The 21307-nt window shown below is 62.1% G+C and carries 25 protein-coding genes; 23 read left to right on the forward strand and 2 right to left on the reverse strand.

The genetic code is table 11. From position 1 onward, the window contains the following. Window positions 1-40 precede the first annotated feature (40 nt). The 9 genes from thrC (at window position 41) to AFE_RS02280 (ending at window position 9490) form a co-directional block, all read left to right on the forward strand. Complete coding sequence (thrC, locus tag AFE_RS02240) at window positions 41-1171, forward strand: threonine synthase (protein ID WP_012536159.1); 1131 nt, start codon at window positions 41-43, stop codon at window positions 1169-1171. Beyond that, window positions 1171-2136 carry a hypothetical protein gene (locus AFE_RS02245; RefSeq protein ID WP_009567244.1) on the forward strand — a complete coding sequence of 322 codons (966 nt, stop codon included), beginning with the start codon at window positions 1171-1173 and terminating at the stop codon, window positions 2134-2136. The genes thrC and AFE_RS02245 overlap by 1 nt, the downstream gene beginning before the upstream one ends. Continuing rightward, complete coding sequence (locus AFE_RS02250; RefSeq protein ID WP_012536160.1) at window positions 2137-3954, forward strand: single-stranded-DNA-specific exonuclease RecJ; 1818 nt, start codon at window positions 2137-2139, stop codon at window positions 3952-3954. It begins immediately after the preceding gene. 208 nt (window positions 3955-4162) lie between these two features. Next, window positions 4163-4393, forward strand: a complete 231-nt coding sequence (locus AFE_RS02255; protein WP_009567231.1) for an antitoxin — start codon at window positions 4163-4165, stop codon at window positions 4391-4393. Further along, complete coding sequence (gene vapC / locus AFE_RS02260) at window positions 4393-4803, forward strand: type II toxin-antitoxin system tRNA(fMet)-specific endonuclease VapC (RefSeq protein ID WP_009567232.1); 411 nt, start codon at window positions 4393-4395, stop codon at window positions 4801-4803. Before AFE_RS02255 ends, vapC begins: the two co-directional genes overlap by 1 nt. Window positions 4804-4935: 132 nt before the next feature. Continuing rightward, window positions 4936-6034 (forward strand): peptide chain release factor 2 gene (gene prfB / locus AFE_RS02265; protein WP_012606567.1). Its coding sequence is split into 2 segments (ribosomal slippage): window positions 4936-5010 and window positions 5012-6034, totalling 1098 coding nucleotides; the frame shifts between segments, so codons are not numbered across the junction. A gap of 36 nt (window positions 6035-6070) precedes the next feature. Then, window positions 6071-7561, forward strand: a complete 1491-nt coding sequence (lysS, locus tag AFE_RS02270) for a lysine--tRNA ligase (protein ID WP_009568984.1) — start codon at window positions 6071-6073, stop codon at window positions 7559-7561. Beyond that, window positions 7558-8802, forward strand: coding sequence for a lipoprotein-releasing ABC transporter permease subunit (locus AFE_RS02275; protein WP_012536161.1), 1245 nt, complete (start codon window positions 7558-7560; stop codon window positions 8800-8802). The genes lysS and AFE_RS02275 overlap by 4 nt, the downstream gene beginning before the upstream one ends. After that, window positions 8795-9490 carry an ABC transporter ATP-binding protein gene (locus tag AFE_RS02280; RefSeq protein WP_009566877.1) on the forward strand — a complete coding sequence of 232 codons (696 nt, stop codon included), beginning with the start codon at window positions 8795-8797 and terminating at the stop codon, window positions 9488-9490. Before AFE_RS02275 ends, AFE_RS02280 begins: the two co-directional genes overlap by 8 nt. Here AFE_RS02280 and AFE_RS02285 read toward each other — a convergent pair. Continuing rightward, a complete protein-coding gene (locus AFE_RS02285) occupies window positions 9487-10047 on the reverse strand; it encodes a DUF2062 domain-containing protein (protein ID WP_012536162.1) in 561 nt (186 codons plus the stop codon). The genes AFE_RS02280 and AFE_RS02285 overlap by 4 nt on opposite strands. Here AFE_RS02285 and AFE_RS02290 point away from each other — a divergent pair. From AFE_RS02290 to AFE_RS02335, 10 genes are all read left to right on the forward strand, one after another. Beyond that, the gene (locus tag AFE_RS02290; protein ID WP_012606568.1) at window positions 10032-12242 is read left to right on the forward strand and encodes a ComEC/Rec2 family competence protein; all 2211 of its coding nucleotides are present in this window, start codon (window positions 10032-10034) and stop codon (window positions 12240-12242) included. The two genes, AFE_RS02285 and AFE_RS02290, sit on opposite strands and share 16 nt — an antisense overlap. A gap of 92 nt (window positions 12243-12334) precedes the next feature. Then, window positions 12335-12955: a MotA/TolQ/ExbB proton channel family protein gene (locus AFE_RS02295; protein ID WP_012536164.1), complete on the forward strand. Its 621-nt coding sequence runs from the start codon at window positions 12335-12337 to the stop codon at window positions 12953-12955. Beyond that, the gene (locus AFE_RS02300; RefSeq protein WP_009566880.1) at window positions 12952-13356 is read left to right on the forward strand and encodes an ExbD/TolR family protein; all 405 of its coding nucleotides are present in this window, start codon (window positions 12952-12954) and stop codon (window positions 13354-13356) included. Before AFE_RS02295 ends, AFE_RS02300 begins: the two co-directional genes overlap by 4 nt. A 3-nt stretch (window positions 13357-13359) precedes the next feature. Further along, window positions 13360-14046: a lysophospholipid acyltransferase family protein gene (locus AFE_RS02305; protein WP_012536165.1), complete on the forward strand. Its 687-nt coding sequence runs from the start codon at window positions 13360-13362 to the stop codon at window positions 14044-14046. Then, window positions 14043-15188 (forward strand): glycosyltransferase N-terminal domain-containing protein, encoded by a 1146-nt coding sequence (locus tag AFE_RS02310; RefSeq protein WP_012536166.1) that lies wholly within the window; start codon window positions 14043-14045, stop codon window positions 15186-15188. Before AFE_RS02305 ends, AFE_RS02310 begins: the two co-directional genes overlap by 4 nt. Further along, the gene (lpxK, locus tag AFE_RS02315; protein WP_009566882.1) at window positions 15185-16183 is read left to right on the forward strand and encodes a tetraacyldisaccharide 4'-kinase; all 999 of its coding nucleotides are present in this window, start codon (window positions 15185-15187) and stop codon (window positions 16181-16183) included. The genes AFE_RS02310 and lpxK overlap by 4 nt, the downstream gene beginning before the upstream one ends. After that, window positions 16183-16365, forward strand: a complete 183-nt coding sequence (locus tag AFE_RS02320) for a Trm112 family protein (protein ID WP_009566883.1) — start codon at window positions 16183-16185, stop codon at window positions 16363-16365. The genes lpxK and AFE_RS02320 overlap by 1 nt, the downstream gene beginning before the upstream one ends. Further along, window positions 16362-17123 (forward strand): 3-deoxy-manno-octulosonate cytidylyltransferase, encoded by a 762-nt coding sequence (kdsB, locus tag AFE_RS02325; RefSeq protein WP_009566884.1) that lies wholly within the window; start codon window positions 16362-16364, stop codon window positions 17121-17123. The genes AFE_RS02320 and kdsB overlap by 4 nt, the downstream gene beginning before the upstream one ends. A 21-nt stretch (window positions 17124-17144) precedes the next feature. After that, on the forward strand, window positions 17145-17666 hold the full coding sequence (gene ppa / locus AFE_RS02330; RefSeq protein WP_009566885.1) for an inorganic diphosphatase: 522 nt from the start codon (window positions 17145-17147) through the stop codon (window positions 17664-17666). A 64-nt stretch (window positions 17667-17730) separates the two neighbouring features. Continuing rightward, the gene (locus tag AFE_RS02335) at window positions 17731-18111 is read left to right on the forward strand and encodes a hypothetical protein (protein ID WP_012536167.1); all 381 of its coding nucleotides are present in this window, start codon (window positions 17731-17733) and stop codon (window positions 18109-18111) included. A gap of 21 nt (window positions 18112-18132) precedes the next feature. Here AFE_RS02335 and AFE_RS17030 read toward each other — a convergent pair whose 3' ends face one another. Next, the gene (locus AFE_RS17030) at window positions 18133-18537 is read right to left on the reverse strand and encodes a tyrosine-type recombinase/integrase (protein WP_074874213.1); all 405 of its coding nucleotides are present in this window, start codon (window positions 18535-18537) and stop codon (window positions 18133-18135) included. 693 nt (window positions 18538-19230) lie between these two features. Here AFE_RS17030 and AFE_RS02345 point away from each other — a divergent pair. From AFE_RS02345 to AFE_RS16890, 4 genes are all read left to right on the forward strand, one after another. Continuing rightward, complete coding sequence (locus AFE_RS02345; RefSeq protein WP_225487403.1) at window positions 19231-19395, forward strand: hypothetical protein; 165 nt, start codon at window positions 19231-19233, stop codon at window positions 19393-19395. A 119-nt stretch (window positions 19396-19514) separates the two neighbouring features. Beyond that, a complete protein-coding gene (locus AFE_RS02350; RefSeq protein WP_012536168.1) occupies window positions 19515-20111 on the forward strand; it encodes a gamma carbonic anhydrase family protein in 597 nt (198 codons plus the stop codon). Beyond that, entirely contained in the window at window positions 20086-20709 is a 624-nt protein-coding gene (locus tag AFE_RS16885; RefSeq protein ID WP_198293661.1) for an aldo/keto reductase, read from the forward strand. The genes AFE_RS02350 and AFE_RS16885 overlap by 26 nt, the downstream gene beginning before the upstream one ends. Then, complete coding sequence (locus AFE_RS16890; protein WP_009567636.1) at window positions 20706-21191, forward strand: aldo/keto reductase; 486 nt, start codon at window positions 20706-20708, stop codon at window positions 21189-21191. Before AFE_RS16885 ends, AFE_RS16890 begins: the two co-directional genes overlap by 4 nt. The last annotated feature ends 116 nt before the right edge of the window (window positions 21192-21307 follow it).

Raw genomic sequence — 21307 nt, forward strand, 5'->3', positions numbered from 1 at the left:
CACGGAATTTTGGCATTTCATCTCAAATCAGGATAACTTCATGTCCCGTTATACCGGCATTATCGACCATTACCGCGCCTTCCTGCCCCTGGCTCCTGAAACCCCGGCGGTGAGCCTGGGTGAGGGCAATACGCCACTGATCGAGTGTATCAACCTGCCCCGCCAGCTTGGCCTCGATCTCCGCCTTTTCCTCAAATTTGAGGGCCTGAATCCCACCGGCTCCTTCAAGGACCGTGGTATGGCCATGGCGGTGACCAAGGCCAAGGAAGACGGCAGCGAGATGGTGATCTGCGCCTCCACCGGCAACACTTCGGCGGCAGCGGCGGCCTATGCGGCGCGGGCGGGAATGCGCGCCTTCGTGGTGATTCCGGAAGGCAAGATTGCCCTCGGCAAGCTCTCTCAGGCGATGATGCATGGTGCCATGGTGTTGCAGATTCGCGGCAACTTCGATGCGGGCATGCAGATCGTCCAGGAAGTGGCGGCCAATGCGCCGATTACCCTGGTGAATTCGGTTAACCCTTACCGCTTGCAGGGTCAGAAGACGGCGGCCTTCGAGATTATCGAAGCATTGGGTGAAGCGCCCGATTATCACGCCCTGCCCGTGGGGAATGCCGGCAATATCACCGCCCACTGGATGGGCTATTGTGAAGCCACCGATGGACGGACCGATAAGTCCCAGCCCTTGACCGCCTCCTGCAAGTTCTGTAATGGCACCTGTAGCTACGGTCACGGTAAGGCCGGAAAACGACCGAAGATGCTGGGTTTTCAGGCGGCAGGCAGTGCCCCCTTCATCGTCGGCCACTACGTGAAGGACCCCGAGACCATCGCCACGGCCATCCGTATCGGCCACCCCATGTCCTGGGATCAGGCGCATCGGGTGCAGGCGGAAAGCGGCGGCTGGTTTGGCAGTCATAGCGATGCCGAGATTCTGGAAGCGCAGCGCTGGCTGGCGCAATATGAGGGCGTTTTCTGCGAACCGGCCTCGGCGACTTCGGTGGCGGGGGTGGTTGCTGAGGCCCGCGCCGGAAAAATTGAAGCCGGTGCGACGGTAGTCTGTACTCTCACCGGGCATGGCCTGAAAGATCCCGATACCGCCATCGCTCAGGGTGGCGAAGTGCTCACCGTGGATGCCAGTCTGGAGGCGGTGCAGCGCGCCATCCTGGATCGCTGATGGCGGATCTCTGCCTCTGGCTGTCGGGGCTGCGTGGCCTGCCGGAGGATGACCTGGGCGCGGTGTTGCCGCGTTACTGGGGTCGTGGGCGGGCGGAGCGGTTAGCGGCTGGTTCCTCTCTGGAGGTGGCGGGGCATTTGCTGGGTTTCGGGGGCTTGTTGCCCGCCGCTGCATTGCTGGCGGAGTCCGAGGGTATAACGACCGAAGGACACTGGGTCATCGCCCTGGAGCCGGTGGCGTTTCGCGGACAGGCGGGGCGTGCGGTGTTACAGCCTCTGCCGGGTCTGGATGCGGACTCGGCAGAGGCGCTCTTTGCGGCGGCGGTGGCGCATATGGTGGATGCGCCCTGGACTCTGCGGCGCGGCGCCCGGCGCTGGTATGTGCTGGCCACCGATACGCCCGACCTGCACTGCCCCGATCCCGAACGAGTCTGGGGCCGCGAGCCCCTGGCCCTGCAAGTCACTGGTGCCGATGCCCGGCGCTGGAATGCCTTCCTCAACGAGTTGCAGATGCTCCTCGCGGCCCATCCCGTCAATCAGGATGCCGATGCCAGCGGTCAGGACTCCTGGTGTCTGTTCTGGGCCTGGGGGGAGGGGCGATTGCCTTCTGTGCGGCCCATTCCGAAGTGGAAGACCGTGGCGGCGGAGGCGGACTACCTGCAGGCCGCGGCCCGCTGGCTCGGCCTGCCGCTGTCCTACCCAAAAGCGCTGCAGACGGCGACGAAGCTCCCCGATGAACTGCTCTGGGTCTGGTCCGGGGCCTGGCTTTATCCGGATACGGCAAAATCCTTCGCGGCGCTGGTCCCCGCCTTGCGGACCTTGTGGAGGCGGGGCGGGCGCCTGGAGTGTTTGACGGGTGTGCTTGCCAGCGGCGGTATAGAGCGCCTTACGCTTCGCCGTGCGGATCGCTGGCGCTTCTGGCGCAGACCGGCCCGGCCGGGCCATGCGCTGCCGGGAGTCTGGTAGATGGCTGCGGAAGCCGTGCGCATTGTCGATCGTCCTGTGGCTGCGGCGATATTGCGCGCGGCTTTGGAACTCGGATACACCCCGCTCCAGGCTCGGATCATCGCCGGTAGATTGAGCGACGTCGATCTGGCGAATCTGCCGGAGTTGCTGAATCTGCAGTTGAGTGGCCTCACCCCGCCCGACCTGCTCCCCGATATCGACATCGCTTCTGAATGTATCGTCTCCGCCATAAAACAAGGGTTGCCCATCCTCCTGATTTCGGACTTCGATGCGGATGGCGCTTCGGCCCACGCGGTGCTGAAGTTTGCATTCCGGGATTATTTCGGCGTCCCGGAAGCACGGATTCACAGCTATATCGGACACCGTCTGCGGGATGGCTACGGCGTCACCGAAACCCTGACCGATCGCATCATCGCGGAGGCCCCCCGCCCCGCCCTGATCATTACCGCGGATCAAGGGAGCACGGATCACGAACGGATCGCCCGGCTGCGGGATCATGGTTTTACCGTCATCGTCACGGATCATCACGGCGTGCCCGCGGATGGACCGCCGACGGCGGCCATGGCTTGTGTAAACCCGGTGCGCGAGGATTCGGCGTTTCCCGATCCGTATATCGCCGGCGTGCATGTGGCGTGGCTGCTGTGCTGCGCGGTTCGCCGGCGACTGATTCAGGACGGCGACCTTCCCGCCAGCGCGCCAAAACTCGGCGGTCTTTTGGACCTGGTTGCGCTGGGAACCATGGCCGACTGCGTCGATCTGGCGCGGTCCACCAATAACAAGGCGATCATCGCCCGCGGCCTGGCGATCATGAACTCGCCGGTGGCGCGGCCCGCCTGGCAGGCACTGTATGTCGCCACGAACTGCAAGGGCCCCATCACCGCCGCTACCCTGGCATTCAGTTTTGCGCCGGTCATCAATGCGCGCGGGCGTCTGGATTCGGCGCTGGGCAGCGTGGATCTGCTCATGAGTGATAGTGTCCCGGTGGCGGAAGGACTGGCGCTGCATTTCGTGGAGCACAACACCGAACGGAAGGCGGTCCAGTCGAACATGCTGCAACGAAGCGCAAAACAGGCGGCACAGCAGGTTCGGGATGGCGCGGCGGCGATTACGATATTCGACCCCGAAGGCCACGCGGGTGTCCACGGTATCTGCGCCGCAAGACTGGCGGAATCTTTCGGCAGACCGGTCGCCTATTTCTCGCCCAAAGCCGAGGGCCAACATATCACCGCCTCTCTGAGAACCGTGCACGGTTTTCATGTGCGGGATGCCCTGGCCGAGATAGCCGGCCGTTATCCCGATGATTTTGTCGCCTGGGGTGGCCATGCGGGCGCTGGCGGGGTGACCTTGAAGCGCGATGGGCTGCAGCGCTTTGCCGAAGCGTGGGCCGCCATCGCCGCGAGCGCATTGCGTGACCAGAGGGCCGGCCCGGAGATTGTCACCGATGGTCCCCTGGAGGTGGCTCCCAGCTTCGCCGTCGTGGAAGAACTGGCGGCCCTGGAACCCTTTGGTCGCCAGTGGGAGCCCCCCGTTTTCAGAAGCCACGGCCGGATTGAACAGGTCCGGCCGGTAGGCGACGGCAGGCATCTGAAACTGGTCGTGAAAATGGATGCGATGGACTACGACGCCATCTGGTTTGGCGCTGTGGAAAATGGCGTCTGCCCGGTGGGAGTGGGGCAGACGGTGCTCATGGCGTATGAACTGGATGTGAATACGTTCCGGGATACGACTACCCTGCAATTGCGGATTCGGCATGTGGCGTTGGTGAGCGAAGGGGGTGTACTCAATAGTCTGCAGGGTTGGCCTCGTCACTTTCCATGACGGGATGCTCACTGAGTCGCCTGGTCAGGGTTCGGTTGCTCGAGTTGTGGCGCTGTTGCCATGGTCATGCCACCTGTCGGCAGGTGGCGATGAGAAGATCATCGTTCAATTCAAGCCGACAAGTCACCAACGTAGGCAAAAAACCGACTTGCAGAGGAGGGTATGTAGTATATACTGATCGTATATCCACGCCGGCAGGAGACTAAGGATGGCCATCGCACGCATCTTCCAATCAGGCAACAGTCAGGCCGTACGGTTGCCCAAAGAATTCCGCTTTGAGGTGGATCAGGTGGAAATCTTCCGCCGCGGGAATGAGATTATTCTGCGGGAGCATCCAGTGGATGGTACAGGCGTTTTTGATGCCCTGGCCGACCTTCCCGAAGACTTCATGTCCGACGGACGCCAGGATATTCCACCCCAGGCAAGGGAAAACTTTTGATGACCTTGCGTTATCTGCTGGATACCAATATCTGCATTTATATTGCCAAACACCATCCGCCCGCCGTGCGGGAGCGTTTTGTACAACATGGTGCCGATGATCTGGCGATGTCGGTAATCACCTTGGGTGAATTGTGTTGGGGTGCGGAAAAAAGTCAGGCGCGTGACAAAGCGTTGGCCAGCATACAGCGCCTGCAAGAACGTATTCAGGTGGCCCCCCTCACCCCTCAGGTCGGCATCCACTATGGCCAGATCCGCGCGGCTCTGGAAAGCGGCGGGCGGCCCATTGGCAATAATGATCTGTGGATCGCCGCACACGCCCGCGCCGAAGGCTGGATCGTAGTTACCAACAATGAACGAGAGTTCCGACGGGTGGAAGGATTGCAAGTGGAAAACTGGGTAACGGCATGAGCCTACCCCAACCCTGTCGAAACACTGCTGGAGATCAGCACTGAATATGCGCATAATTACGGCCTTTGCGTGCGAGGCAACCATGTGCGCGCGGGTATGGTCCTGACGCAGCCGGATGGAAAAGGAAGAATCATGAGAGAAGTGAATGAGATGCGTGCGCTGCACGACGATCTCCAGGTCCGTGTCGCGGGCCTGAGGGGGTATCTTTGACCTCGAAGAAAAGCGCGGTCGCCTAGAAGAAGTTCAACGGGAGCTGGAAGACCCGACCATCTGGAACAACGCCGAAAAGGCCCAGGAACTGGGTCGCGAGCGGTCTGCTCTGGAAGCTGTCATTACGCCCATGGACAAGCTCACTGCGAGTCTCGCCGATGGCGGCGAGATGCTGGAGTTGGCGCTGAGCGAGCAGGACGCAGAACTCCTCGCCGCTGTCGATGCGGATCTCGATACCGCGCTGTCTTTGGTCGAGAAGCTGGAATTCCAGCGCATGTTCTCCGGCGCGCAGGATGCGGCAAACTGCTTTGTGGATATTCAGGCCGGCGCAGGCGGCACCGAGGCGCAGGACTGGGCGGAAATGATTCTGCGCATGTATCTGCATTGGGCGGAGTCCCATGGCTTTGCGGCGGAACTGGTGGAGGTCTCCGAGGGGGAAGTGGCGGGCATCAAGTCGGCCAGCATCCACGTGCGCGGTGACCACGCCTTCGGCTGGCTGCGTACCGAAACCGGCGTCCATCGTCTGGTGCGCAAATCGCCTTTCGACTCCGGCAATCGTCGTCATACCAGCTTCGCCAGCGTCTTTGTTTATCCCGAAATTGACGATAGTTTCGAGGTGGATATCAATCCGGCGGACCTCAAGGTGGATACCTACCGGGCCAGCGGGGCGGGTGGTCAGCATGTCAACAAGACCGACTCGGCCATTCGTATCACCCATGTGCCCTCGGGCATTGTCGTGGCCTGCCAGACCGACCGCTCGCAGCATAAGAACAGGGCCGAGGCCATGCGCATGTTGCGCTCCAAGCTCTATGAGATGGAGATGCAGAAACGTGCCGTCGAAAAGCAGGCGCTGGAAGACAGCAAAAGCGATATCGGCTGGGGGCATCAGATCCGTTCCTATGTGCTGGACCAGTCGCGGATCAAAGACCTGCGCACCGGAGTCGAAGTGGGCGATACCCAGAAGGTGCTCGATGGGGCGCTGGATATGTTCATTGAAGCGGCGTTGAAGGCTGGATTGTAAGCGGTAGTCACTCGGTATTTCGCAGGAAGGGGACGGATGGTGGATCAGGAACTCAATGACCAGATGCAGGTGCGGCGCGACAAGCTGGGACAGTGGCGCAGCGAAGGCCATGCCTATCCCAACGGCTTCCGCCGCGATGCCCTGGCGGGCGACCTGCAAGAGCGTTATGGCGATATGGACGCCACGGCGCTGGAGCAGGAGCCCATCGAGGCACGGCTCGGCGGGCGGCTGATGAGCCGCCGGGTCATGGGCAAGGCCAGTTTCGCCGACATTCAGGATCAGTCCGGGCGTATTCAACTCTTTGTCAGCCGCGATAATCTGGGCGAAGAGGTCTACGCGCGCTTCAAGGGCCTGGATTTGGGCGACATCATCGGTGTGGATGGTATCCTGTTCCGCACCAAGACCGGTGAATTGTCCCTGAAGGTGCATAGCCTCCAACTGCTGAGCAAGGCCCTGCGTCCGCTGCCGGAAAAATGGCACGGGCTCGCCGACCCGGAAACCCGCTTCCGCCAGCGCTATGTCGATCTGATCGTCACCGAGGCCACCCGCCGCACCTTCCAGATTCGTGCGGAAACGGTGGCGGCCCTGCGCGATGGTCTGCGCCAGCGCGGCTTTTATGAAGCGGAGACGCCCATGATGCAGCCCGTCCCCGGTGGTGCCACGGCGCGGCCCTTTGTCACCCACCACCATGCCCTCGACATGACCCTTTACCTGCGTATCGCCCCGGAGCTGTACCTCAAGCGGTTGGTGGTGGGCGGCATTGAGCAGGTCTTCGAGATCAACCGCAACTTCCGCAATGAAGGTATTTCCACCCGCCACAATCCCGAGTTCACCATGCTCGAATGGTACGAGGCCTACGCCGACCACGTGCGCGCCATGGACCTCACCGAGACCCTGATCCGCGCCGCGGCACAGGCGGCCCTGGGCACCACGGCGATAAGCTATCAAGGGCTGGAGATCGACCTCGGCAAACCCTTCCACCGCCTGACGGTGACGGAATCGGTGCGTGCCCATAACCCCGATCTGGCGGATGCCGATCTGCGGGACCCCGCAGTGCTGGCCGCCAAGCTCGCGCAGTTGCACCTGCCCTGTCAGCCCGCCTGGGGCTGGGGCAAACGTCTCATCGAAATCTTCGAGAAGACGGTGGAAGGCCATCTCCAGCAGCCCACCTTCATCACCGAGTATCCCCTGGAGGTCAGCCCGCTGGCGCGCCGCAATGATCTCGACCCCGAGGTCACGGATCGTTTCGAGCTGATGATCGCCGGCCGCGAGTTGGCCAACGGCTTCTCCGAGTTGAATGATCCCGAAGACCAGTCCGCCCGCTTCCGGGCGCAGGTCGAGGCTAAGGATGCCGGGGACGAGGAGGCGATGTTCTTCGACGCCGACTATATCCGTGCCCTGGAATATGGCATGCCGCCGACCGCAGGGGTGGGGCTGGGCATTGACCGTCTGGTCATGCTGCTTGCTGACCAGCCCAGCATTCGCGAGGTGATTCTCTTCCCCCATCTGCGGCCGGAACAGTCATGAGGTTTTACGAGCTCTGGATCGGGCTGCGTTACACCCGCGCCAAGCGCCGCAATCACTTCATTTCCTTCATTACCGGCACGGCGATCATGGGCATGGTCATCGGGGTGGCCGCGCTCATCGCGGTCATGGCGGTGATGAATGGTTTTGACCATACCCTGCGTTCGCGGATTCTGGCGGTGACCTCCGATGTCATCATTCAGGGCAACGGGGTACCGGTACTGGACTGGCCGACGGCGGTGAAGCGCCTTTCTACGGTTCCCGGTGTGACCGGAGTGGCACCCTATGTTCAGGCGCAGGCCATGCTCTCCCACGAAGGGCTGGTCAGTGGCGCGGTGATCGAGGGCATCGATCCGGCGTTGGAGAACCGCGTCAACAAGCTCAACCAAGACATGAAAATGGGCGAGTTGCAGTCCCTGCAGACTCACCCCTGGAGTATCGTCCTCGGACGAGCCCTCGCGCGGCAACTGGGCGTGACCGTAGGCGACAAGATTACCCTGATCTCGCCGCAGGGGGGCGTGACCCCACTGGGGGTAACCCCCGCCCTGCGCCAGTTCACGGTGGTGGGGCTCTTTTCCGTTGGCATTTACGCCTACGACAGCGGCATGGCCTATATCAATCTGGGCGATGCGCAGCGGCTCTACGGGCTGAACCAGGGCGTGACGGGCCTGCGCATGCAGATCAAGGATCCCTTTACCGCCCCGGCCTTCGCTGCCCATCTGCAACAACAGCTTGGCGCCGCCTTTTATATCCAGGACTGGACCCAGACCCACGAGAACTTCTTCAAGGCCCTGAGCATGGAGAAACTGGTGATGTTCGTGATCCTGTCGCTGATCATCGCCGTCGCCGCCTTCAATATCGTGGCGACGCTGGTGATGGTGGTCACCGATAAGGAAACGGATATCGCCATCCTTCGCACCATCGGCGTGACGCCACGCAGTATCATGCTGATTTTTATGGTTCAGGGCGGGATCATCGGACTCTTTGGCACGCTGCTCGGTGTCTTCTTCGGGGTGTTGCTGGCGTTGAATATTCCGACCCTGGTACCGGCCATCGAGCACTTGTTTCACGTCCAATTCATCTCGCCGGAGGTTTATTCCATCAGCCAGTTGCCCTCCAAGCTGGAGCCCTGGGATGTGATCCATGTGGCCATTGCCGCGCTCATCATGAGCTGGATAGCGACGTTGTATCCCTCCTGGCGCGCCTCCCGCGTCGCCCCTGCCGAGGCCCTGCGTTATGAGTGAGCAGATCATTCTTTCCGTCGAGCATCTGCGGCAGAGCTTTGCCATTGGCCGCGAGCGTCTGGAGGTCATCCGTGACGTCAATCTGCAGGTGCGTCCCGGCGAACGCCTGGCGATTGTCGGCGCCTCCGGGCAGGGCAAAAGCACTCTGATGCACCTCATGGGTGGTCTGGAGCGCCCGTCGGGGGGAGTAGTGCGGATCCTCGGGCAGGAGGTTTACAAACTCAGCGAATCGGCGCGCAGTCGTTTGCGCAATCAGAGTGTCGGTTTCGTCTATCAGTTACACCGTTTGCTGCCCGAGTTCACGGCACTGGAGAATGTCCTGCTCCCTCTCCTGATACGCCGGGTGCCGCGTCGCTCCGTAGAACCCTGGGGCAAGGAAATCCTGACCCGTGTCGGTCTGAGTGAGCGCCTGGATCACAAACCCGGCATGCTCTCCGGTGGCGAACGGCAACGGGTTGCGCTGGCGCGTGCGCTGGTCACCCGTCCGGCACTGCTTCTCGCCGACGAACCCACCGGCAATCTCGACAGCGAGTCGGCGGAGAGCGTCCACCAACTGATGCTCGACCTCAATCAGGAACTGGGTACCGCACTGGTTATCGTCACCCATGAGCCGGCGCTGGCGGCACACATGGAGCACGTACTCCGGCTGCAGGATGGCGTCCTGCAGCCCCTGGACGCTGTGCACTAAAACCGGCTGCGCTGCAGGCGACGGCGCCGCAGCCGCCACAGTATCCAGAGTCGCCAGCCACCGAGTACTCCAAAGTACAGTATCAGGGCAAGCGCCCCGCCAAGAATGATGCTGCCCAGCCAGGTGAGGAGGTAGGCATGCCAGAGGCGGTCCCCCATGGCCATTACGCTGATCTGTCCATGGACCATGGCGTGGATATCCGCATAATGAATAGTGATGGGCGGGGCCAGCCCCAACTGGTCGAGCAGCCAGAACCCCAGTTCATAGGATGCGAAGAAAAAGGGCACGATGGTAAAGGGTCCCGTCACGATGAAAGGCATGACGACGCCGACGGGGATATAGGCGCGACGCCAGAGACTGATGAGCAGGATGCTCAGAACATGGCCAAAAAAGGGCAGGCTACCGATAAAAGTGCCGATCGCGGCGGCACGGGCGACGTTATGGCGATGGGGGTGCCAGAGTACCGGGCGGGCCAGGTAATGGGTAAAGCGCCCCAGCGGTCGTTTGCTGAGGATGTCCTCGCGGGTGGGAAGGCGACAGAATGCAGGTAGGCGCAATGCGATATTTCCTGGATCGTAAGGGGGCTAGTGTAGCCAAGCCGCTGCCCTGGGCCAAATCCTGGCCGCCCTTGCCGCTTCTGGTCATCGCGATGGGGCTGGGGCTGGGGTTTTTTCACAGCTTCCGGCAACTGCCAGCTTTGTGGATTCCGCTTTCCGTAGCGCTTCCCGGACTGCTCCTGGTTTGGAAATGGCGGCCTGCGCTGCTGTTGACCGTCGCAGCGGGGGCCTTTGCCTGGGGCATCTGGCAGGCCGATCTGCGCCTCGCCGTACAGTGGCCGGTGGGCCAGGACTTCAGTGTCCGGGGGCGCATCGTTTCCATACCCCAATTGGGGGGCCGGGAATATCGCTTTCTGGTGGCGCCCGAGCACTGGCCGGCAGAAGCCCCTGCGGGTGCCCGGCCTGACACCATTCTCGTTCACGGTAATCTTCCGGAAGTCCCCGTAGTCGGGCAACGCTGGCAGTTGCGGTTGCACAGTGAGTCTCTTGCCAGCCTGCCCGGCAGCCCCTTTGCCGACCTCGCCCGGCAGCGTTTCTGGGCCGGGGAGGGTGGGGTGGCACGGCTGCAGGATGCCCGGCTGTTGCCGGTTTCCCGCATGAATCTCCAGGACGACATCGCAGTGGCCCGTGAGGCGGTGCTCCATGCCAGCAATATGGCCCTGGACCGCGAAGCGGCAGGTTTTGTGCAGGCACTGAGTATTGGTGTCGGTAACCAGCTCCCGCCGGAGATCTGGCAGGTCTACCGGGATACGGGCACCGCCCACTTGTTGGTGATCTCCGGTTCCCACGTGGCCGCGGTCGCCGGGCTGGCCCTGTGGCTCGGTCAGTGGCTGTGGCGGCGTATCCCCTGGCTGGTCGCTCGCTGGCCGGCGCAGACGGCAGGAGTCCTCTGCAGCATCCCGGCGGCTTGGGGCTATGCCAGTTTTGCCGGCATGCAGATTCCGGGTGAGCGCGCCGCCTGGATGATCACGGCAGCGGCACTCGCCCATCTGCTGGGACGCCCAAACAACGCCTGGCAAGGGCTGTCCCTGGCCGCCCTGCTCATTGCCTTCGGAAACCCCGGCGCGCTGGTGGATGTGGGATTCTGGCTTTCTCTGGGCGCCGTGGCCGTGTTGGTGGCCATCGGCTATGGGGAAGGCGGCTGGCGCACCTTGCTGCGCAGCCAGTGGATGGTTTCCATTGCCCTGATGCCTTTACTGGCGGGACTCTTCGGACAAGTTTCCCTGATTTCCCCGATTGCAAACGTGTTGGTGATCCCGCTGGTCGAGATGCTTGCGGTGCCCCTGGCCCTGCTAGGCGCTTTTTTTGCACTGCTGGATCTGGAACTGCTCAGCCGCCTGCTCTTTCATCTGGTGGCGCTGGAAATGGATGCAGTGACCGCATTGCTGCGCATTCTGCTGCATATCCCATTTGCGCGGGTCAGCACGGGTATGGGTCGCACCTGGGCCTTGCTGGCGGCGGTGCTGGGGCTCGGCATCTTTTTTCTGCCGCCGGGCTGGCCAGGGCGCCTCCTGGCTTTGCTGGGCATGGTACCGCTCCTGATCCCCGCCGGGGGTACCGCTGATCTGGAATTGCGTGCCCTGGATGCAGGATCCGGCATGCTGCTGTTCTGGCAGAAGGGGTCACAGAGCGGTATTTTCTCGGCAAATCTCTGGAAGGCGGCCAGCCGCCGCAGCGGCAGCCTCGCGCTTACGGCGGCGCTGCGCCAGCAGGGCGTGACACGGGTGGATGCATGGTTACGCAGCGACATTTCCGCACCCCAGCCACTGCCTGTTGCTGCCCGTCAGTGGTGGCCTGCCGGAGCCCGCGATTATCCCGGAGGGCCGCCGACATCGGCCTTCTGTCGAACCGACGGTGGTACACCGGCAGAGATGCATTTCCTGACCTTGAATGCACCTGTCCAGCCCTGCATAGTGACCTGGGGAGCCGGACCCGATGTGCTGATTCTGGGTGACGCCGATGCCGCGACGGTCCATCGTCTTGTCGCGGAGCACGGTGCCGCGTTGCATCGAGCGCAGGCCATCTTTGCCCCTGCCAGTCTGGGCAACACGGAAAGAGCGGCGTTAGGGGCTGCCGCAGCACAGGCACGGGTCTTTTATCTGGGCGAGGGCAAGCCGGGCACATGGACCTGGCAGGCCGGGCGCTTACGTCACGTCCTGCCGCCATCGCCCGCCTACTGGCAACCCGGCGCCTGAACGCGGACGCCTGCACGGGCCGGTCGCTGCTGTTTCCTGGGTGATATGCTATATTCCGGCTTCGTCACAATCGAACGGGTTCTGGAGGCGATGTGCAAGAGTTGCTGGGATTGTTCAAGTTAGGCGGATTTGTTCTGCCGATTCTCATTTTGGCGGCAATCGTCGCTTTGGCCATCGCCGGTAATCGTCTCTGGGTCTTGCGGCGGGGACGTATTGCACCGCGTGATCTCGCGCCCCGGGTCGGGGAACTGGTGGACGCGGGCAAGGTGCAGCAGGCCGTCAAGGTGCTGTATGAAAACGACACGCCCCTGGCCAGGATGATGTTGGTGGCGCTCCAGAGCGCGGGACAACCGCGCGACGTGATCAAGGAGTCGGTGGAAGAGACCGGCCGTCATGAAGTGGCGCATCTCGATCGATACCTCAACTTTCTGGGTAGTATCGCCGGTGTGGCGCCCTTGCTGGGTCTGCTTGGAACCGTATTCGGCATCATGCATGCTTTTGCGGCTATCGGCATGGTGGGCGCGGGCGATCCCAAGGCGTTGGCGAGCGGCATCGCCGAGGCGCTCATCACCACCGCCAGCGGTCTTATCGTCGCTATCCCCAGCCTGATGTTCTATCGCTATTTCAAAGGGCGGGTCGATGCGCTGGTGTTGTCCCTCGAAAAAGAGGCGCTGAAGCTGGTGAATCAGATAGCCGCGGGGACGGAAAAATGAATCTGCGGCAGCGGGTGAGCGAAGAACCGGAGATCAATGTGATCTCCATGGTCGATATCGTGCTGGTGCTGCTGCTGTTCTTCATGGTCACCAGCAGCTTTGTGCACCAGTCCCATCTTTCCATGGAACTGCCCAAAGCCCAGCAGGCCACCGCCGGTGAGCCGAAAACCCCTATCACCATCGACCTCAGCGCGGCCGGGCAGGTGCGTATGAACAAGCAGGTGGTGCCCATGTCCGATCTGGCCGGACAACTCAAAGCGCTTGCCGCCAAAGATCCGGAACGGGTGATCGTCCTGCGCGCGGACAAAAATACGACGCAGCAGTACGTCATCGATGTACTGGACGCGGCGCAGGAAGCGGGCCTGACCCGGATCAGTTTCGCAACCCTGAGCAATCACTGACCCGTGCGGCTGGAAGGGCGTTCCTTACGCGTGGTGGCCGCACTCGCGGCTTATATCATCAAAGGTATGGCCCTCAGTGTGCGCTGGCACGAGGAGGGGGATGCCAGCGTGCGCGCCCTGATCGAGGCCGGACAGCCTTTCCTGCTGGCCTTCTGGCACGGGCGGGGTGTTATGGTCGCCCAGGCCTACCGGCGAGTGGGCGGCCGTAGGATAAAAATCCTTGTCAGCGAACATCGGGATGGCGAGCTGATTGCTGCCACCATGGCACACTGGGGTTATGGTGCGGTGCGCGGGTCGACCCGGCGCGGGGCGGTCAGGGGCGCACGAGGGATGCTGCGGGCCGCCCATGCGGGGTACGACCTCGCCATCTCCCCCGACGGTCCGCGCGGTCCCCGCGAAGTGCTGCAAGAGGGCGTTATCGAATTGGCGCGCATTTCCGGTCTGCCCATCGTGCCGGTCACCTATTCGGCCCGCTGGGCGAAACGCTTTGCCAGTTGGGATGGTTTTCTGCTGCCCCTGCCGGGCGCGCGTGGGGTGATCCTCTGGGGCGAACCGCTGCGGATCCCGCGCGACGCCGATACGGATACCCTGATCGCTTTGCAGCAGGCGCTGGAGGCTGAGATGATTGCACTGCGGCAACGCGCTGATGCTATGGTTGGCCGGACAGAACCGACAGGCGGGAGATCATGACGTATTATGAAAGCGGTCTGCTGCGCGCGCGCTGGGCAAGCTGGCAGGATGCGCGCGCCGGGCGAACGGCGCAGGCCAACGCCCGCTGGGGCTGGATCAAGGCCCCGGGCGAGCGCGGTCCGATCCTGTGGATGCAGAGCTTCAGCGACGCTGATCAGCAAAGACTGGGTATCGAGCTGGCGAAAGCCATGGCCGAAAAGCGCCGCGACCTGCGCATGGTGATGACCTTCGAGACCGAGTACCCGGCCCTTCTGGAGCAACACACCGAAGGTGCCGAGCGGCTCGGCTACGGTTTCGGACCCTGCGACCATCCCCAGGCGGTGGGGCGGATGCTGGAACGGCTGACGCCCCTGCGTTATCTGGCACTGGGCCGGGCGCCCAGACCACGGCTTGCCGCCGCCCTGGGCCGGCGAAAGATACCCGCCGTGCTGATGGCGGCTGATCCCGGTCTGCAGATTCCGGCGCCGCTGGAGGCCGTCTACCCGCGGGATGCGCGCCAGGCCGGGGCCTGGGCGGGGCGGGGGGTCACCGAAGCCGTTCAGGAACCCGTGGACTTCGCCACCCTGTTCACCATCGCCCAGGTAGACCCCAATTTCCGGGCGATGATCAGCGGTACCGACGAGGGCCTGCTGTGGTGGGCGCAAGGGCTGAGCGCCGCCCAATGGGCCGGATGGCGGCGGGCCTGGGCCGCTTCGCCCCTGTCCCGGCACGGCTTGCTGTTTCTTGGTGGTACCGGCGCGCCGACAGATCTGCCCAGGCTGTCCGCTTGGCAACGTGCGCCCTTGCCCGCCGGGGCGGTGGTTGTCGCCGATGATGATCGCTGGTATCCGGCCTTGTCCGCCGGAGCGCAGGCGGTGCATCTGCAGAAAGCCTCCCCGATGTTGCAGTGGCAGGTTTATGCGGGCTCCCGGCCCATCAGCGTCAGCCCCGGCGTGACCCTGAACGCCGCCGAACCATTGGATGCCGATACCATCCTCACCCTGGAGGAGCCCGCGCAAATCCTCGACCATTGGCAAGCCCTGCGTGGGGATGCCATGGCCGCCCGCCAGCGCGGTGACGCCACCCGGCGCATTTTCTGGCAGGAACGCCGCCATGCGGGCGAACGTCTGCCGGAATTTTTACAGCGGGTTTTTGACTGGTGACCCTCCGCCAGACCCTGGAGCAGCAATGGCAGGATGGTGGCGCACTGGCCACCGCCTTGCGGCCTCTGGGGGCGCTGACCGGCAAGGTGGCGCGGTGGCGGCGGCGGCACATACAGGGCAGGGCGGCAAGCATCCCCACCATTGTCGTCGGCAACCTGGGCGTAGGGGGCAGCGGCAAAACGCCGCTGGTGGCGGCGCTGGCACGGCAACTCACGGTAGCTGGCTGGCGGGTGGCCATCGTCAGCCGCGGCTATGGTGCCCGGCCCCCGCACTGGCCCTATCGGGTGCAACGCGACGACAGCCCCCAACAGGCCGGGGATGAGCCCTTGTTGCTGGCGCAGGAACAGGGACAGACCCAAGCGGTCTATCTTTGCCCCGACCGCCATCGCGCCATCGCCGCAGCGGCGGCGGATGGTTACAATCTCGCGCTACTGGATGATGGTTTCCAGCACCTCGCCCTGCAACCCAGCCTGCGTCTGCTGGTGCTCTCCGGCCCACGCCCTTTGGGTAATGGCCACTGCCTGCCTGCCGGCCCTCTGCGCGAGTGCCCGGACGCCATGCTCCATGCCGACGCTTTGCTCATGGATGCCGCCGCCGCCGCAGCCATCCCGGAGCGCAACGGGCCACCCCGTTTTCTTTTCCGCATCCAGCCCAAGGATCTCGTCGCCGTCAACGATCCATGCCGCTCCCGCAGCCTCGACAGTCTGCAAGGACAGCACGTAACGGCGGTCACCGGCATCGCCCGCCCGCAGCGTTTTGTCGCCAGCCTGGAGGGCCTGGGCGCCATTCCTGACCCCCGATTTTTCCCAGACCACCACTCCTTTTGCGCCAGCGACATTGCCCATTTGCCTCGCCCCCTCGTCATGACCGCCAAGGATGCCGTAAAATGCCGGGAGTTCGCGCAGGCAGACGACTGGACCCTGCGCATCGAAGCGGAGCTGGAGGCCTCCTCTCAGCCCTGGCTGGAGCAATCATTGCTGCCCTGGAGAAGCTGATGAGTATCGACCACCGCCTGCTGGACCTGCTCGCCTGCCCGCAATGCAAGGGCAGTCTGCAACCCTGTGCCCAGCGTCAGGCCCTCTGCTGTCCGCGTTGCCATCTGCAATATCCCATCCGCGACGACATCCCGGTGCTGCTCATCGACGAGGCCAAGCCCTACGAGGACAAGCCCGCGTGAGCTTCTGCGTCCTGATCCCCGCCCGGCTGGCCTCTACCCGCCTGCCGCGCAAGGTGTTGCTGGACGTGGGCGGCATCCCCATGATCGAGCAGGTGCGGCGGCGTGCGCTGGAAAGCGGCGCAGCGCAGGTGGTGGTGGCCGCGGATCACCCCGAAGTGGTGGACTGCATCCGCAGCTATGGCGGTGAAGCCCTGCTGACCGCCGCGGAACATGTCTGCGGCACCGAGCGCCTGGCGGAAGCCGCGCGCCTGCTGGGACTGGCCGACGACGCCATCATCGTCAATCTGCAGGGTGACGAACCGGGCATGACGCCCGCCCTGTTGCACGCCACCGCCCAACTGCTGCTGGATCATCCGCAGCGGCAGATGGCCACCGCCGCCGTCCCCATCACCCACTGGGATGAGCTGGCCGATCCCCACGCGGTCAAGCTGGTGCTCGATGCCGAAGGCTGCGCCCGGTACTTTTCCCGCGCCCCCATTCCCTGGGATCGCAGCCATTTCCCCCTGAGCAGCGGGCAGACTTTGCCGCAAACCCCAGGTATCTGGTGGCGGCATCTCGGCCTCTACGCCTACCGCAATGCCTTTTTGCAGGACTATGCCGCCTGGTCCGCCAGCCCGCTGGAAGTCATCGAATCGCTGGAGCAGATGCGGGCGTTGGAGCGCGGCGTGCAGATTGCGGTATATTGCGCGGCAGAAGCGCCCGCCGCAGGTGTGGACACCGCCGCGGACCTTGACCGCGTGCGCGACCTTTTTCCCTGATCATCCACAAGGAGTTTTTGCATGGACCTGAAAAAAATCCCGGCCGGCCAGTCACTGCCGGATGACATCAATGTCGTGATCGAGGTACCCCAGGGTTCCTCCGTCAAATATGAACTGGACAAAGAATCCGGCGCCATCGTGGTCGATCGTTTCCTTTTCACCGCCATGCACTACCCGCTCAATTACGGATTCATCCCCAACACCTTGTCCGACGATGGTGACCCCACCGATTGTCTGGTTCTGGCACCCCAGCCCGTCGCTCCCGGCGCCGTGATCCGCGCCCGGCCGGTCGGCGTACTGATGATGGAAGACGAGAAGGGCATCGATGCCAAGATCGTCGCCGTCCCCCACGACAAGGTCGCCGCCGGTTACTCCGCTATCCGGGATGTCAGCGATCTGCCCGAGCCACTGCGCAACCAGATCCGCCACTTCTTCGAGCACTACAAGGACCTGGAGCCCGGCAAGTGGGTCAAACTCAAGGACTGGGCCAGCGTGGCCGAGGCTCGCAGGATCATCGAAGCGGACGCCGCGCGCTACGTCTGAAGTTCTTGTCGCCCTGCGGTGAAGCAGGCAGACTGAGGGTGACTCACTTATGCAGGAGAGCCCCATGTCTGCATCACCGCTGGCGCCCAAGCCTCCCCCATCGACAGCCCTCAAACCGTCTGCCTTTGCCGGCCTGCAACCCGACGAGCCCCTCTGGAAAAGGGTCCCCAGCCGCGACGATGCCGGCCATCTCCTCTCCGATTTCCGTATGATCTTCCCCGGACTCCGCCAGAAAAACGGTATCCGCCAGCAACACACCCTGCGTATCATCAATGCCGTATTGCACCATTACGGCTCCTGGGTGGTATTTGCCGATCTCAATATGCGCACGAATTTGCTCTGGGTGAGTATTCGCCCACGTCCTGGTTTAACGCTGGAAATTCCCGCAGCGATTAAAACGCTGGTGCCGGAAGCGTTATTATTGGCGCCCTATTGGCGGCGGTAATGGGCGGCAGTTATGGATGATTTACATATCCAGAGGGCTGATAATACCACGACCGCCTTTGTTCAGGACATGGGTATAAATCATGGTGGTATTTACGTCGTTATCTGTGTCATGCAGTAATTTTGCCTTTTCCATTTGCTTTTTGAGGGGTAACAGAATGTTTTCTGGTAAGACGGTCACCCGGTCTTTAGCCCCCTTACCATCCCGGATGATGATTTCGCGGCGTTCGAACTCCACGTCTTTTATCCGGAGGCGCAAATCCTCCAACAGACGCATACCCGTACCATAGAGCATGCCCGCGATGAGCCACATCGTTCCTGAGGGCTCGTATAGTAAGGCTCGTGCTTCGCTGGGCGTCAGGACTACCGGCAGATGTTGCGAAGTAAAGAATAAAGCGCCGCGCCTAGTCCGTATAGGCCTCTTCATTGCGAATACTGTAATGCATCACCCTGATCCGGGCGCGAACCTGGTCCAGGAGCTTGGGCGGGGTGCTGGGAGTTGCTTGGCTATTTTCCATCCTAAAAATTTTAGGCTGTCCTAAATTTTTAGGCAAGAGTTGGCGTTGTGTAGATACAGTATGTTGATTATTTTTCATATTGCGTTAGACGATATATGTGTGGTAGCGTTGCGGAATCTAAATTATGTTGGGCGTCTTTAAAGGAGGTGTGCGAGCCAGCTTTGGCAGATGGGTAGAGAGTGCTGTTCGATTCCGCAGGTATCAGTGTCAGGGGACGTCGTTGTGTCATCTCAAATTAAGCTTTCCGGTTCATCTGGGTCTTCACATGCAGCAAAGGGGGTTGAAATGAATACACACACGTCTCGCAGTTCTGATAAAGCAAAGGCAATCAGCAATACCGTTCGTCGGCAGTTGGCAGCATCACTCGTCGCAGCGGCGTCCTTTGCACTGGTATTCGGCCAAGGTGGTCCCTCTGCCAAAGCTGGTTTGTAGCAACTCAATGCCACCCAACCCATCATTCCAGTGGACGTTGGGCGCCATGAGTAAAAGGAGAAGGAAATGGACTTTGGGTTTGGCTTCGCAATAATCGTTGTAGGTATTTGGGGTGTTATTACAATCTGGCTATTCAAACATTTCTCTGGTCCGTCACTATCCGCAACCGCGTGCCGGGTGTTGGTTTCACCGCCATTGCGCTGGGCGTGATTGGCGCGGCACTCATGCAACTAGTTCAGGGCGAGCCCGTAGCGGCGAATCTGCTGGCAAATCTGATGCTGTCCTTCGGCTCCGCCGCTGGTGGCGTGTATGTGGCCAAGGGCTACCTGGTGTAGTCGCCTTGCCGCCCAACAAACGCTTCGAGAGGGACGCTCAGCCAGCAAGCGAAGCTTGCTGGCTGAGCGTCCCTCAAGCTGCACGTTCGGTGCCTTTCAGCTCAACCCCGGAGAACCACTTGCTTATCAAACACGACGGCGTCTCACCGCGGATCGATCCGACGGCTTGGGTCGCTCCGAATGCCGTGCTATGCGGCAACGTCACGGTAGGGCCGGACTGCCGAATCATGTATGGAGCTCAGGTCATAGCCGAGAGCGGCTCTATCTCTATCGGGCGCGAGTGCATCATCATGGAGAACGCAGTCCTCCGGAGTTCGGTGCATCACCCTCTGAGCATCGGGAACAATTGCCTCGTTGGCCCGAATGCGCATGTCGTGGGCTGCACGGTCGAGGACGAAGTGTTCATTGCCACGGGCGCAGCCGTCTTTCACTCTGCACGCCTCGGCAAAGGCAGCGAAGTGCGCATAAACGCAGTCGTACACCTTAAGACTCATCTTGCACCGGGCGAAACCGTGCCCATCGGCTGGGTCGCGGTCGGAAGTCCTGCTCAAGTGTTTCCCCCGAGCGAGCACGAACGCATCTGGGAGATCCAAAAGACCCTGAACTTTCCGCTCACGGTCTACGGGTTTGAGCGCGCCGAAGCTACGATGGAGAAAATCACACGCCGTCTCTCCGAAGCGCTGCGTTCGCATGCTTCCGATGAAACAGGCACCTAACCCCGGCGTGCGGCCGACGCTCGCAAGCGGCGCTTCGCTTGCTTGCTCGCGCGGCCGACGCCGCACGTTGGACGGCAAGATCAACGGAGGTGAGATCGTGATTGAGAAGAGAAGACTTGGAAACAACGGTCCCAGCGTCGGCTGCCTCGGCTACGGCGCGATGGTTCTGGAGGGTTATTACGGGGTGTCCGACGACGAGCAAGCCGTCAGGACAATCCATCGCGCGCTTGATGTTGGCATGAATATGATTGATACGGCCGATGCCTATGGCAACGGCCATAACGAAACGCTGGTTGGGCGCGCCATTGCCGGAAGGCGCCAGCAGGCTTTCGTAGCCACCAAGTTCGGGATTGTCTTCGATCAGAGCGAGACCGGGACCGACCTGCCCACTGGCTGGGGATTCTCGCTCAAGATCAGTGGCAAGCCGTCCTACGTGCGCAAGGTGCTCAACGCCAGTCTCAAGCGTCTGGCCGAGGATGTCATTGACCTGTGGTATGCGCACTACGCCGACCCCGCTACGCCGATTGAAGAAACGGTTGGAGCGATGGCCGAGACAGTGCGGGCGGGCAGGGTTCGTTATCTCGGCTTGAGCACGTGACCGCCGAGCAGGTCAGACGCGCCCACAAAGTTCATCCGATCACTGCCGTGCAGTTCGAGTATTCGCTATGGCGGCGTGAAGTGGAAGCCGATCTGCTGCGAACGCTCCGGGAACTCGGCATTGCCCTGGTCGGCTGGTCGCCTCTAGGCAGCGGATTCCTTACCGGTACGGTCACCAGCCTGAACAAGGACGACTTTCGCCAGAACAACCCTCGCTATGCTGGTGAAAACCTCGCCTTAAACAGGGACCGCTTCATGCCCTTCATGGCGATCGCAAAGGAACTTGGCGTAACGCCTGCACAACTTGCGCTGGCATGGCTGCTGCACCAGGGGCAGGATATCTTTCCCATTCCAGGAACCCGTCGCGCAGAGCGGGTTGAAGAGAATGCGAAAGCCACGGATATCCGCCTGACCCCGGAGCTGCTAAAGCGCATCAATGAACTGGCACGGCATGGGCTCGCTGAAGGCGCCACACTGGTTTAACCACATGCCGTCCAACAACCGGTTGCAGCGGACGGCGCTGCGCGCTGCCGCTGAACCGGAGCGTTGGGCGTCATAGTCGCATCCATTTTTACGTGCCACATAAGAGCGCAGAGCAA

Source organism: Acidithiobacillus ferrooxidans ATCC 23270 (genome assembly GCF_000021485.1).
Classification (GTDB): Bacteria; Pseudomonadota; Gammaproteobacteria; order Acidithiobacillales; family Acidithiobacillaceae; genus Acidithiobacillus; species Acidithiobacillus ferrooxidans.